This window comes from Pyxidicoccus fallax (genome assembly GCF_012933655.1).
Taxonomy (GTDB): domain Bacteria; phylum Myxococcota; class Myxococcia; order Myxococcales; family Myxococcaceae; genus Myxococcus; species Myxococcus fallax.
The window spans coordinates 16,483-28,768 of sequence record NZ_JABBJJ010000028.1 but is presented as its reverse complement, the minus strand read 5'-3'; the positions used below and the strand labels follow the sequence as shown (position 1 = coordinate 28,768).

Annotated in this window: 12 protein-coding genes; 2 read left to right on the top strand and 10 right to left on the bottom strand. The window is 70.7% G+C overall.

Annotation, left to right across the window (positions count from 1 at the left end; genetic code table 11):
* Nucleotide 1: 1 nt before the first annotated feature.
* From HG543_RS08675 to HG543_RS08640, 8 genes are all read right to left on the bottom strand, one after another.
* A complete protein-coding gene (locus HG543_RS08675) occupies nucleotides 2-1,423 on the bottom strand; it encodes a DUF2914 domain-containing protein (RefSeq protein WP_169344221.1) in 1,422 nt (473 codons plus the stop codon).
* Nucleotides 1,424-1,509: 86 nt separating this feature from the next.
* Entirely contained in the window at nucleotides 1,510-1,830 is a 321-nt protein-coding gene (grxD, locus tag HG543_RS08670) for a Grx4 family monothiol glutaredoxin (protein ID WP_169344220.1), read from the bottom strand.
* Between the two features lie 14 nt (nucleotides 1,831-1,844).
* Nucleotides 1,845-2,102, bottom strand: a complete 258-nt coding sequence (locus HG543_RS08665; protein ID WP_169344219.1) for a BolA family protein — start codon at nucleotides 2,100-2,102, stop codon at nucleotides 1,845-1,847.
* The gene (locus HG543_RS08660; RefSeq protein WP_169344218.1) at nucleotides 2,102-2,647 is read right to left on the bottom strand and encodes a YqgE/AlgH family protein; all 546 of its coding nucleotides are present in this window, start codon (nucleotides 2,645-2,647) and stop codon (nucleotides 2,102-2,104) included. Before HG543_RS08660 ends, HG543_RS08665 begins: the two co-directional genes overlap by 1 nt.
* Nucleotides 2,648-2,714: 67 nt before the next feature.
* Nucleotides 2,715-3,176, bottom strand: coding sequence for a response regulator (locus HG543_RS08655; protein WP_169344217.1), 462 nt, complete (start codon nucleotides 3,174-3,176; stop codon nucleotides 2,715-2,717).
* 104 nt (nucleotides 3,177-3,280) lie between these two features.
* Complete coding sequence (locus HG543_RS08650) at nucleotides 3,281-4,093, bottom strand: ABC transporter permease subunit (protein ID WP_169344216.1); 813 nt, start codon at nucleotides 4,091-4,093, stop codon at nucleotides 3,281-3,283.
* Nucleotides 4,090-4,974: an ABC transporter permease subunit gene (locus tag HG543_RS08645; RefSeq protein ID WP_169344215.1), complete on the bottom strand. Its 885-nt coding sequence runs from the start codon at nucleotides 4,972-4,974 to the stop codon at nucleotides 4,090-4,092. Before HG543_RS08645 ends, HG543_RS08650 begins: the two co-directional genes overlap by 4 nt.
* Before the next feature lie 121 nt (nucleotides 4,975-5,095).
* Complete coding sequence (locus tag HG543_RS08640) at nucleotides 5,096-6,685, bottom strand: peptide ABC transporter substrate-binding protein (RefSeq protein ID WP_246356854.1); 1,590 nt, start codon at nucleotides 6,683-6,685, stop codon at nucleotides 5,096-5,098.
* A gap of 460 nt (nucleotides 6,686-7,145) precedes the next feature.
* Here HG543_RS08640 and HG543_RS08635 point away from each other — a divergent pair, with 460 nt between their 5' ends.
* On the top strand, nucleotides 7,146-7,694 hold the full coding sequence (locus HG543_RS08635; protein ID WP_169344213.1) for a (R)-mandelonitrile lyase: 549 nt from the start codon (nucleotides 7,146-7,148) through the stop codon (nucleotides 7,692-7,694).
* A complete protein-coding gene (locus tag HG543_RS08630) occupies nucleotides 7,691-8,026 on the top strand; it encodes a carboxymuconolactone decarboxylase family protein (RefSeq protein WP_169344212.1) in 336 nt (111 codons plus the stop codon). Before HG543_RS08635 ends, HG543_RS08630 begins: the two co-directional genes overlap by 4 nt.
* Nucleotides 8,027-8,381: 355 nt before the next feature.
* Here HG543_RS08630 and HG543_RS08625 read toward each other — a convergent pair whose 3' ends face one another.
* Nucleotides 8,382-11,693, bottom strand: coding sequence for an RCC1 domain-containing protein (locus HG543_RS08625; RefSeq protein WP_169344211.1), 3,312 nt, complete (start codon nucleotides 11,691-11,693; stop codon nucleotides 8,382-8,384).
* 266 nt (nucleotides 11,694-11,959) lie between these two features.
* The gene (locus HG543_RS08620; RefSeq protein WP_169344210.1) at nucleotides 11,960-12,262 is read right to left on the bottom strand and encodes a pentapeptide repeat-containing protein; all 303 of its coding nucleotides are present in this window, start codon (nucleotides 12,260-12,262) and stop codon (nucleotides 11,960-11,962) included.
* Between the last annotated feature and the right edge of the window lie 24 nt (nucleotides 12,263-12,286).

The following is a 12,286-nucleotide window of genomic DNA, read 5'->3' as shown; positions in this document are numbered from 1 at the left end:
GCTACGGCGCCGTCCCCGCCGCCTGCGGGGCGGGCTCGGTGCCCGTCCCACCGGCCTGCGGCGTGGGCTCACCCGGCTTCGCGGGCGTCTTGCGCGTCGCCAGGAACTCCTCCAGCGGCAGCGGCTTGACCTCCTTCAGCGTGGAGACCTCCACCGCGTACTCGCGGGGCTCGGTGCGCTGGCTGGGGCCGGCGGAGAAGTTGATGCGGTGGATTTCGTGCCCGTCCTCCGTCTCCAGCACCACGCGCCAGTCACCCGGCTTCAGGTTGGACGTGTTGGCGTAGTAGCGGTAGCCGCCGTCCGTGCCGTTGCTGCTGACGCTGGCCATGTGGCCGCTGCCGTTCGTCGTCCAGCCCTTCTCCGGGTGGTCGTAGTACCAGCGCACGCGCACGCGGTACGGCGCGAAGCCCTTGGGCGCGAAGATGCGGAAGAAGTAGTTGGGCTTGTCACCCGGCTGCATGACGAAGTCCGGGCCGAACCACGTCCACGGCTTGTACCAGATGCTCTCGTCCACCGAGGACAGGTAGTACACGCCGGGGCTCACGCGCTCCACCTTGTGGTAGATGCCCGCGAACTGCACGGCCACCGGCAGCGGCGGAATCACGCCCACCAGGTACAGCACCAGCATCGCGGCCTGCACGCCGAAGCCGGGGATGGCCACGTTGCGCACGAGGAACTCCACGTCCGGGCGCCAGCGCTGAATCACGCGCATCAGCCCGAAGACGCTCGCGCTGCCCAGGGCCACCGCCAGCAGGAACACCCAGAAGCCCATGCGGCCGATGACCACCGGCAGGAGGCACGCGAAGTACAGCGTCACGCACAGGCTGAGCAGCACCACGCGGATGACGGGGCCCACCTGCCGGAAGCGCGGCAATTCGTTGGCCACCAGCAGCGCGAACAGGCCCACCACGAAGAGGTAGGGCATGACGCCCGAGGTGGCCTTGAACAGCAGCAGCATGAAGACGCTGAGCAGGCTTCCGAAGAAGAAGTGCACCGCGTCCTCGCGCCAGCGCCACACCTTCGCGAGCAGCTTCGGCGGCTCGGTGCCGTCCGGGAAGCGCTGCTCCAGGAGCAGCAGCGACGTGAGGATGACGAGGTACGCGAAGCTCTGCACGAGCGTCAGCGTGTCGTCGATGCGGCTGAGCGAGACGATGTCGTAGATGAAGCCGCCGAAGAAGAACGCGGCCATCTCCCACTTCTCGTGGCGGGTGCGGAACTCCTGCACCTTCTCCATGAGCGTGGGCGTCTTCGCCGTGGCGACGAGGTCATCCGGGTCCACCACCGCCTGGGGCGAGGTGGCCGGCAGCGCGACGGCGGCGTTCGTGTCGGGGATGACGACGTTCCCGGAGGCGGCCGGGGTTCCCGGCGCTTCGACGGACTCGTCCTTCTTCTCGGGGGTGTTGGGCTGTGTAGCGGTGGCCACGGCGGTTCCTTCCGGCAGCGGCCACCCATCCTAGCCGCTGCGGGGGGAAGCGGTCTCCCCCTCCCCCGCCGCCGGAAAAAGCCTTCTCAGGCCGGGGACTTGCCCGCGACCAGGTCGGCCAGCTCACCGCGCTCGGCCAGCTCCATCAGGATGTCGGAGCCGCCGATGAACTGCCCGTTGATGAAGATCTGCGGAATCGTCGGCCAGTTCGTGAAGTCCTTGATTCCCTGGCGCACCTCGGGGTCCGCCAGCACGTCCACCGTGTGGACCTCGCCGTAGGGCTGCAACAGCTGCAGCGCCCGCGCGGAGAAGCCGCACTGCGGGAACAGGGCATTGCCCTTCATGAAGAGGACGATCTTGTGCGACTGGGTCTCCTTCTCCAGTCGGGCCTTGAGCTCGGGGGTCATGACTGCGTCTCCTTCTAGCGCTGCCCGAGCTTCTGCCACTGCTCGGGCGAATAGGTCTTGAGTGCGAGGGCGTGCAGCTCGCCCGTCTTCAGCCACTGCTGGAGTGGCGCATAGACGAGCTGGTGCTGCTGCACCATGGGTTTTCCCGCGAACGCGGGACTCACCACGCGGGCCTCGAAATGGTCTCCCGTCCCGGTGGTGTCTCTAACCTCCACCTCGGAGCCCGGCAGGGCTTCCAGGATGCGGTCCCGGACGAAGTCGGCATTGAGCATCAGTTCATTCCCCTTCCCATCACCAGCATGGCCGGGTCCACGCCCATGCCACGCAAAGTGGTTTCCCACAGCTTCGCGGGGTCCTGGCCGAGCACCGCCTCGACAGTGGCGTCCGCGAACAGCCAGGAACCTTCGGCAATCTCGTTCTCGAGCTGCTTGGGGCCCCAGCCCGCGTAGCCCAGGCAGAAGCGCAGGCGGGGCGTGGGGTTCTCCAAGAGCGGCCCCAGCGCGTCCATCGTGACGCTGAGGAACAGGCCGGGCATGACGGGGTGCTTCTCCAGCACTTCCGCGTCGTCATGAAGGACGAAGCCGCGCTGCGGCTCCACCGGCCCGCCCACGAAGACGGGCTGCGGCTCGCGCGCGGCGGCGATGCCCATGCTCTGGCCGCGCGCCAGCTCGCCGAGCGTCAGGGGGGCCCCCCGGTTGATGACGAGCCCCATGGAGCCCGTCTCGCTGTGCTCGATCATCAGGATGACCGAGCGATAGAAGTTCGGGTCCCCGAGCCGGGGCATGGCCAGCAGGAATCCGGGAGCGAGGGTCTTCACGAGAAGAGCATCGGCCGTCCGGGGAGAGGGTGCAACCGGAACCCGCCCCCTGTGTGTGCCGGCAACCTCAGTGCCAGCTCGTGTGCTTGGACTGGAGCGCCTCGGCGAGCTTCTCGGGGTTGAGGGGCTTGCCGATGAAGAGGTCCGCGCCCAGGCCCTTGCACTTGCGCGCCATGGCCGCGTCGCTCATGGCGCTGACGCCGATGAGGACGGACTGGGGGAAGCGCTCGCGCAGGCGGGACATCAGCGTGGCGCCGCTGCGGCCGGGGAGGAAGACGTCGACGATGGCCGCGTCCATGCGCTTGTTGCGCACGGCGAACTCGGCCTCCTCGGCGCTGCCCACCGGCAGCGGCTCGTAGCCCCAGCCCGCGAGCATCTCCACGAGGATTTCCCGGTGCGTCGGGTCATCCTCCACGACCAGCACCGCGCCGCGCGCGGGCTCCAGCTTCAGCTCGTCGGTGCGCTCCTTGCGCTCGTCGCGATCGAGTCCGGTGGTGAGGGGAAGCTCTTCGATGGTGGGCAGGGACATGAAGGCACCGGTCTGGGGAAAAGGTTTCCGTGAGATGGAAACGCACCTCCCATCGGTGGGAATTCCTCAGGAAAGCGGTGCTTCTCCCACCCGTGACGGGCCCCTCAAGCGGCGCGGCGCGGGGTCGCCGAGAGTGCCTGGGAAGCGAGCGAGGCGCCGAGGACGAGGAGGACCAGCAGGGCCCACGCGGGGAGCACGACGCGGCCACCGCCCTCGTAGATGAGGGCGGCGTAGCTGGTGCCGAGATAGCGGCCCAGGGACATGGGCTCCATGCGGGCGATGCCGAAGAAGCTCACGGTGGACTCGGTGAGGATGGCGGCCGGCAGGCGGCTGAGGAAGACGGCGAGCGCGAAGGGGCGCAGCGCGGGCCACAGGTGGACGCGCAGCAGGTGTGCCCCTCCCCCGCCGAGCGCGCGGGCGGCCGTGACGTACTCCTGGGCTTCGAGGGTGGCCAGCCGGTTGCGGAACATGCGCGCGGGGCCCGCCCAGCCGACGAGGGCGAGCGAGGCGACCATGAGGCCGAAGGGGCCCAGTCCGCCGGCCTGTCCCGCGTCGGAGAGGGACTGGCCCGCGAGCTGGAGCACCATGACGACGAGCACGTCGGGCAGCGCGAAGACGGCGTCCACGGCGCGCAGGATGAGCTGCTCCCCGGTGCCACCGGACAGGCGGGCCACGGCGGCCACGGTGAGGCCGATGAGCGTGGACAGGGCACCGGCGGCGAGGCCCACCGCGAGGGAGACCCAGAGGCCGCCGAAGGCCAGCTCGCACACGGTGCGGTCCGGGCGCGTGGGGTCCATGCCGAGCGGGCACGTGCTGGAGAGGACGTCCGGGAAGAGGCGGCCGGCGATGAGGCTGAGGAGGCCGAGGCCCACGAGCAGCACGAGGCCGAAGCGCGCGCGAGGCGGAATGCGGCTCATGCCGTGGCCTCCCGGGAGCGCGGGTCCACGACGTAGCGCAGCACCTCCACCGCGAGGCTCACGAAGACGAGCAGCGAGGCGAAGGTGGTGGTGGCCACCACGACGACGGCCACCTGCTTGTTGAGCACCGCCAGCACGTAGAGCTGGCCGAAGTACGGCAGGCCGAAGACGCGCTCCGCGGCGAATGAGCCGGCCAGCAGCGAGGTGGCGACCGGCCCCACCGCGTCCAGCAGCGCGGGCCACACGTTGGGGAGCACGTGGCGGCGCAGCACCGTGCCCTGCGCGAGCCCCTTCCCCAGCGCGGTGCGCACGTAGTCGCGGGACAGCTCCGTCTCCAGCGCGTCGCCGACGAGCGTGCCCAGGAAGATGCCGGGCCAGACCGAGGTGACGAGCGCCGCGCACAGCTCCGGCAGCATGTGGCCGCGCTCCACCACCGCGGGCGCCAGCAGCAGCGCGGGGATGAACACGGGCGTGCCGAAGGCCACCGCCGGCACCGCGTCACCGAGCGCCGCCCAGCGGCCCCGGCGCCACCGCGTGCGCAGCAGCGCGAAGCCCAGCGCCCAGGCGAGCGCGAGCGGCAGCGCCATCAATCCCACGCCCACGCTGCCGGAGAGCTTCAGGAGCAGCTCGTCGCCGGTGATGCCCTGCGCGCTGGTGCCCAGCCGCTCGCCCCGGAAGAGCTTCTCCCAGGGGCGCAGGAAGCCCAGCGGCTCGCCGATGCCGAGGTCCCGCTGGTACGAAGCGGCCAGCTCCTTGGACACCTGGCGCTTCGCGTCCGTCTCGGTGGTGAGCGGCAGCGCGGCCATGAGGAAGTACGAGGCCACCGCCACCACGGGCACCAGCACCAGCTGCCGTGCCAGTCGCTGCGCGATGGCCCTCATGGCGTCACCCCAGCGAGGCGATGCCCACGCAGCAGGTCATTTCGCATCCGCGAGAGGAAGGGCACGCTCGACGCGGTGAGGAAACACGAGGCCACTGCGTATCGCTGCACTGTCCCAGCCCTCATCGCGTGACCTCGGCCTGGGCACCCGCTGCGTTCGGCCCCAATCGCAGCGTGCGCAGCGCGAGGAAGTTGAACGGGTCCACGTCGAGCCCGCGCAGCCGAGCGCGCGCACGGAAGTACCGGTCCGGGTGGTAGATGGGCGCAATCACCGCCTGCTCGCCGACCAGCACCTCCTGGGCCCGCGCGTAGAACTCGCGCGCCTTCGCCTCGTCCGGCTCTCCGTCTCCCGCCTCCAGCAGCCGCTCGAAGCGGGCCATGGGCTCGCCGCCCGCCTGCGTCTCCCAGCCCGTCTGGTGGTTGCCTTCCTTTTCGAACAGCGTGAAGAACGTATTCGGGTGCGCGTAGTCGCCGCCGAGGCGGCGCAGGTACAGGTCATACGTGCGCGGCCCCTGCGCCGAGCGCCGGGCAATCTCCGCCGAGAAATCCGAGCGCGCCTCCAGCACCACCGTCACCCCCACGCGCGCGAGCTGTGCCACCACCCGCTCGGCGATGGCGACCTCCGGGAGGAACCCGTCGCCCTGCCGGTAGACGAGCCGCAGCGGCCGGTCCAGCCCTGGCACTCCGGCCAGCTCCTTCCGAGCGGCCTCCGCGTCGAAGCGCGGCAGGCGAGCGGCCTCCTCCGTCGTCGCGGCCCCCGGCAGGTCCGGAGGCAGCAGCACGTTGGACGGACGCGCCGCCGGCAGCAGCCCCGCCACCAGCGCCTCGCGGTCCAGCGCCTTCGCCAGCGCGCGCCGCACCTCGGGCCGGTTCAGCGGAGGCCGCTCCGTGTTGAACGCGAGGAAGTACGTGGACAGCAGCGGCTCGCGCTGCAGGTCCTCCGGCCGGCTCACGCGCAGCGCCGCGGCGCTGTCCATGAAGACGAAGTCCACCCGGCCACGCTCGTACAGCGCCGGGCCAATCTCCGACTTCATCAGCGTAATCACCGGCGCGGGCGTCTCACCGGGCTGCATCGGCGGAGGGAACGCCGTGGCCGGGTTGTAGACCAGCCGCACGCGCTCTCCGGCGCGGTCCCACCGCTCCACGCGGTACGGTCCGAGCGCCAACGGGCGCCCATCGCGCGGCCGGTCGAAGTAGTCGCGGACCTCCTCGTCCGACTTGCCCGCCAGGTCCGCCGCGGGCGCAGGATAGAAGATGTAGACGTTGGCCACGCGGGCCAGGAAGTAGCTTCGCGGCCGGGCCAGCGTCACCCGCAGGGTGTGCGCGTCCACGGCCACCACGCCTACGCGCTCCAGCGCCGCGCGCACTTCCGCCTCGGGAGCACCGCGCTCCTGCGCGGCCAGCGCCTCGGCCGCGCCCGCCAGGTCCACCATCTCCCCGCGCTCACGTCCGCGCAGCGCGCGCCTCCAGCCCACGACGAAGTCGCGCGCGGTGAGCGGCGAGCCATCCGACCAGTTCACGTCCCGCCGCAGGTGGAACGTGTAGACCTCTCGGCCCTGCGCATCCGTGACGCGCTCCCACCGCTCGGCCAGTCCGGGCCGCACGGCGTAGTCCGAGCCCAGCTCCGTGAGCCCGCGCTGCGTGGCGAGCATCACCGGATAGTTCGCCCAGCTCTCCGGGTCCGAGTGGCTCCAGTCCAGCGTGGTGGGCATGGACGGCACCACCACCTTCACGCCGGGGTCTGGCTGGAAGCCGCACGGCCCGCAGGCCGTGGCCGCCAGGACCAGCAGGAGGAATGACCACCGGAGTCGAGCGCGCGAAGCCACCGTGCCGAGTTGTACCCCGAAAGCGCGCCACTCCAGAAAAGGAGATGCCAGCACCCGTTCGACCTCGGTCGTCCGGCCTCCTGGCTTTTCTTCAACCCGGCGGCCCCTCCCGCCTGCCGAGGGAGCCGTCGCCCGGGTGCGCCTCGGCAGGCAGGGCTCGGCACATCCACGAAGACGGCACCCGATTATCAATCCTGGGTTAACGGCCCGTTGGCTTTGTGCCCTCTAGTTCCCCGCGGGGGCGGGGCTTATCCCTCCAGGTGTCGATTCCATGAGCGCCGCCACGCGCTCCAAGACCTGACCGGCGAGCAATCGCTGCCATCCGGTACCGAAACGGAGGATGAACATGAAGCTGCTCGTCGCCACGCTCGTCTCACTGCCACTGCTCGGCGTCGCGTTCGCCCAGGCCAACCCCCGGAGCGCCAGCGCCGACGCGGGCACCTCCACGGCCGCGTCGCGCGGTGCGGCTCCGTCCCCGCGCATTGCCCGCGCCGGCTCTCAGCCCTCCGCCAAGGGGCCGGCCGAGAACTTCACCGGCGCCGTTCGCGTGGACCCGCTGTTCGCGGCGAATGCCCCCGCGCGCACCTCGGGCGCCTCCGTCACGTTCGAGCCCGGTGCCCGCACGGCGTGGCACACCCACCCGTTGGGGCAGACGCTCGTCGTGACGGCGGGCCTTGGGCGCGTCCAGTTCTGGGGCGGCGCCGCCGAGGAGATTCGCCCCGGTGACGTGGTGTGGATTCCGCCCGGCCAGAAGCACTGGCACGGCGCCTCGCCCACCACCGCCATGACCCACCTCGCCATCCAGGAGGCGCTCGACGGCAAGGTCGTCGAATGGATGGAGAAGGTCACCGACGCGCAGTACGGCGCGCAGCCTGGAAGGGAGAACGCACCATGAGCACCACCGACAAGCCCGCCACCGCCGCCCAGAAGGCCCTCGGCGACTTCGCACCCAAGCTCGCCGAGCTGACCGATGACGTGCTCTTCGGGGACGTCTGGGAGCGGCCAGAGCTGTCCAAGCGCGACCGCAGCCTCATCACCTGCGCGGCGCTGGTGGCGACGGGCAAGACGGAGCAGATGGGCTTCCACTTCCCTCGCGCCATCGAGAACGGCGTGACGCGGGAGGAGCTCGTCGAGCTCATCACCCACCTGGCGTTCTACGTTGGCTGGCCCAACGCCATGTCCGCCATGACGCGCGCCAGGGAGCTCCTTGGAAGGAAGGAGCCTTGAGCACCGCGCCATCCGCGAGGAAGCGACAGGCGCCTGGGTCGAGCCCGAGAGGCATCCGGGTGGCCGTCATGGCGTCGCTCGCCATCGGCCTGGCCCTGGCCGCGCCTCCCGTCCTCGCTCAACTCTGTGCCCCGGTCGAGGCAAGCACCCGGAAGCTTCGCCTGAGCGTAGGAGACCAGGTCCTGACCGCCACGCTGCGCGACGCCGAGGCCGCCCGGGACTTCACTCACTGCTCCCGCTCCCGCTGACGATGAACGACCGGCTCCAGCCGCACTCCCCTTCGACTGCCCGGGCCCGAGGCTCCCTCACCTGACGTGAGGGAGCCTTCATCGAGCGACCTGACCGATGGGACGGTTCAGGTCCCTTCCGCCGGGACCAGCACGCGTACCGGCGTGGAGCGGTCAGCGGTCGCCCCGTCTCCCAACTGGCCGGCGTTGTTGCGTCCCCAGGTCCAGCCGGTGCCGTCCGGGCTCATGGCCGCCGAGTGCAGACGGCCCGCCGTCAGCGAGACGACGCCCGTCAGCCCTCGCGCCAGCACCGGCGTGGAGCGGCTCGTCGTCGTCCCATCGCCCAGCTGGCCGTTGGAGTTGTTGCCCCAGGCCGCCACGGTGCCGTCCTGCTTCAGGGCCACCGTGTGCGCGTAACCGGCGGCGAGCGCGGCAACGCCCGTCAGCCCCTGCACCTGCACCGGCGTGGTGCGGTTGGTGGCCGTGCCATCGCCGAGCTGTCCCCAGGGGTTGAAGCCCCAGGCCCAGACGCCGCCGTCCTGCCGCGCGGCCACGGTGTGGAAGTAGCCCGCGGCAATGGCGGTGACACCCGTCAGGCCCTGCACCTGGCCCGGGGTGAGGCGGCGCGTGGTCGTCCCATTCCCCAGCTGGCCGAGATCATTGTAGCCCCAGGTCCAGACGGTGCCGTCCTGCCGCAAGGCCACGGTGTGGAGGGAGCCCACGGCAATGGCGGCGACGCCCGTCAGCCCCTGCACGCGCACGGGCCTGAGGCGGTGCGCCGTCGTCCCATCTCCGAGCTGGCCCCAGGAGTTGCGCCCCCAGGCCCAGACGGTGCCGTCCCGCTGCAAGGCCACGGTATGGGATTCACCGGCCGCGATGGCCGCGACCGACGTCAGCCCTTGCACCTGCACCGGCGTGAGGCGTTGGGTGGACGTTCCGTCGCCCAGCTGGCCGTAGGCGTTGTAGCCCCAGGCCCAGACGGTGCCGTCCTGCCTCACGGCCACGGAGTGATAGGCCCCCGAGGCGATGGCGATGACGTCCGTCATTCCCTGCAGCTGCGCGGGCGTGCGGCGTTGGGTGGTCGTCCCGTCTCCCAGCTGGCCGTAGGTGTTGATGCCCCAGGTCCAGACGGTGCCATCCTGCCGCAGGGCCACCGTGTGGGCGTCACCGGCGGAGATGGCCGTGACGCTCGTCGTCAGTCCCTGCACCTGCACCGGCGTGACGCGGTAGGCGAGCGGTCCGCTCCCGAGCTGACCGACGGAGTTGATGCCCCAGGTCCAGACGGTGCCGTCCTGCCGCAGGGCCACGGTGTGGGTGCTCCCCGCGGCCATCGCGACGACGCTCGTCAGCCCCTGCGCCTGCACCGGCGTGGGCCGTTGGTCGGTCGTCCCGTCCCCGAGCTCACCGAAGGAGTTGTCGCCCCAGGCCCAGGCGGTGCCGTCCCGCCTCACGGCCACCGAGTGCCCGTCAGTCGCGGAGATGGCGGTGACATCCGTCAGCACCTGCACCGGCGTGGAGCGGTTCGTGTTCGTCCCGTCCCCGAGTTGACCGGAGGAGTTGCTGCCCCAGGTCCAGACGGTGCCGTCCTGCCGCAAGGCCACCGTGTGATTTTCACCCGCGAAGATGGCGGTGACGTCCGTCAGCCCCGGCACCTGCACCGAGGTGAGGCGGCGCGTGGTCGTTCCATCTCCCAGCTGGCCGCTGGAGTTGAGGCCCCACGCCCAGACGGTGCCGTCCTGCCGCAGGGCCACCGTGTGGGCGCTACCCGCGGCGACGGCGATGACGTCCGTCAGCCCCAGCACCTGCACCGGGGTGAGGCGTTGGGTGGTCGTCCCATCCCCCAGCTGGCCGTTGGAGTTGAGGCCCCAAGCCCAGACGGTGCCGTCCTGTCGCAAGGCCACCGTGTGGGAGCTACCCGCGGCGACGGCGATGACGTCGGTCAGCCCCGGCACCTGCGCCGGCGTGGAGCGGTTCGTGTTCGTCCCATCCCCGAGCTGGCCGTTGGAGTTGCGGCCCCAGGCCCAGACGGTGCCGTCCTGCCGCAAGGCCACCGAGTGGCTGTCACTCGCGGAGATGGCGGTGACCTCCGTCAGCCCCTGCACCTGCACCTGGGTGAGGCGGCGCGTGGTCGTCCCATCCCCGAGCTGGCCGTAGACGTTGTCACCCCAGGCCCAGACGGTGCCGTCCTGCCGCAAGGTCATCGTGTGGCCGTCACTCGCGGCGATGTCGGTGATGCCCGTCACGCCCTGCACCTGCACCGGCGTGTGGCGTTGGCTGGCGGACCCCTCGCCCAGCTGGCCGGAGTGGTTGAAGCCCCAGGCCCAGACGGTGCCGTCCCGCCTCATGGCCATGGTGTGAGCGGCACCCGCGGCGACGGCGGTGATGCCCGTCACGCCCTGCGCCTGCACCGGCATGGAGGACGCGGAGGTCGTCCCATTGCCCAGCTGGCCGTAGCCGTTGTCACCCCAGGCCCAGACGGTGCCGTCCTGCATCACGGCCAGGGTATGACCGGTACCCGCGGAGACGGCGGTGGCGCCCGTCAGCCCCTGCACCTGCACCGGCGTGGCGGAGATGGAGTTCGTTCCATTCCCCAGCTGACCGAAGAGGTTGAAGCCCCAGGCCCAGACGGTGCCGTCCTGCCTCACGGCCACCGTATGGGTGCTCCCCGCGGCGATGGCGGTGGCGCCCGTCAGCCCCACCACCTGCACCGGCGTGGCGCGGCGCGTGAAGGTCCCATCCCCGAGATGTCCGAAGGTGTTGTTGCCCCAGGCCCAGACGGTGCCGTCCTGCCGCAAGGCCACCGTGTGCTCGGTGTTCGTGGCGATGGCGGTGACGTCCGTCAGCCCCACCACCTGCACCGGGGCGAGGCGCTGGATCTGCGTCCCGTCCCCCAGCTGACCGGAGGTGTTGCCGCCCCAGGCCCAGACGGTGCCGTCCTGCCGCAGGGCCACCGTGTGGTTGCGACCCGCCGCGACGGCGGTGATGCCCGTCAGTCCCGGCACCTGCACCGGGGTGAGGCGTGTGAGGGTCGTCCCGTCCCCCAACTGGCCGGCGTTGTTGCGCCCCCAGGTCCAGACGGTGCCGTCCTGCCTCACGGCCGCAGTATGGAAGATACCTCCGGCGACGGCGGTGACACCCGTCAGCTCCTGCACCTGCACCTGCGTGAAGCGGCGCGTGGTGGTGCCATCTCCCATCTGGCCGTAGGCGTTGTCGCCCCAGGTCCAGACGGTGCCGTCCTGCCTCAAGGTCACCGTGTGGTTGCTACCCGCGGCGAGGATGGGCCCCGTGGCTTCCAATCCCAACGAGGTGCTGTCGGACGAGCCCGACGGCATCACCTCCGCCTGCGTCGTGTCCTGAGCGTCCTGCGGACCGCAGCCCGCCAGCGCGGCGCAGACGGCCAACGTCACACCTATCCACCACTTCGGTCCTACTCGCGTCATGGAATCCTCTCTCGGCGTGCGAGCGCCGCCATTCCGAGGACCCCGGCGGTACGGCGGCCGTGAGGAGCCCAGAGTGGAAGCCGAGAGAAGCTACAGGACTCGAATCGCCGTTGAACCTGGGTCACCCCTGCACCATGAGAGTCAGCCTCGAACCGTGAGCGCGAACGTCTGTCCAAGGCATACAGGCACCCAGGCGCACCCTCGCTAGGAACCTGTCTCGACCTGGCGGACATTGACCAGGATGCAGCCAGCGGCCTGCTCCGCGCTCAGGGGGAGTCGGACAGCGTGCTGCCGTTGAACGAGACGTGAGCGAGTCGGGCATCCTCGAAGACACAGCGCTCGAAGGTGCAGTGGTGCAGGTTCGCGCCCTTGAGGTTGGCGCCCGAGAAGGTGCATCGCACGAACGTCCCTCCGAGGTGGGAGTCGCTCAGGTTCGACTTCGTGAAGTCGCAGTCCTCGAAGTGATGGGTGATGTAGCGCCCCTGGAGCTTCGCCCGCGCGAAGTTGGGCGAGCTGCCTCGCCAGAAAACAGAGAAGCCAGGACCCCGGCGACCTGTGTCGTCCGGCATCCTGGCTTCTCTTCAACCCGGTGC

Bases quoted from the DNA above. Each gene is read 5' to 3' on its own strand.
- grxD (WP_169344220.1), bottom strand. From the start codon at position 1,830: ATGACCCCCGAGCTCAAGGCCCGACTGGAGAAGGAGACCCAGTCGCAC.
- HG543_RS08665 (WP_169344219.1), bottom strand. From the start codon at position 2,102: ATGCTCAATGCCGACTTCGTCCGGGACCGCATCCTGGAAGCCCTGCCG.
- HG543_RS08655 (WP_169344217.1), bottom strand. From the start codon at position 3,176: ATGTCCCTGCCCACCATCGAAGAGCTTCCCCTCACCACCGGACTCGAT.
- HG543_RS08650 (WP_169344216.1), bottom strand. From the start codon at position 4,093: ATGAGCCGCATTCCGCCTCGCGCGCGCTTCGGCCTCGTGCTGCTCGTG.
- HG543_RS08645 (WP_169344215.1), bottom strand. From the start codon at position 4,974: ATGAGGGCCATCGCGCAGCGACTGGCACGGCAGCTGGTGCTGGTGCCC.
- HG543_RS08640 (WP_246356854.1), bottom strand. From the start codon at position 6,685: ATGCCCACCACGCTGGACTGGAGCCACTCGGACCCGGAGAGCTGGGCG.
- HG543_RS08635 (WP_169344213.1), top strand. From the start codon at position 7,146: ATGAAGCTGCTCGTCGCCACGCTCGTCTCACTGCCACTGCTCGGCGTC.
- HG543_RS08630 (WP_169344212.1), top strand. From the start codon at position 7,691: ATGAGCACCACCGACAAGCCCGCCACCGCCGCCCAGAAGGCCCTCGGC.
- HG543_RS08625 (WP_169344211.1), bottom strand. From the start codon at position 11,693: ATGACGCGAGTAGGACCGAAGTGGTGGATAGGTGTGACGTTGGCCGTC.
- HG543_RS08620 (WP_169344210.1), bottom strand. From the start codon at position 12,262: ATGCCGGACGACACAGGTCGCCGGGGTCCTGGCTTCTCTGTTTTCTGG.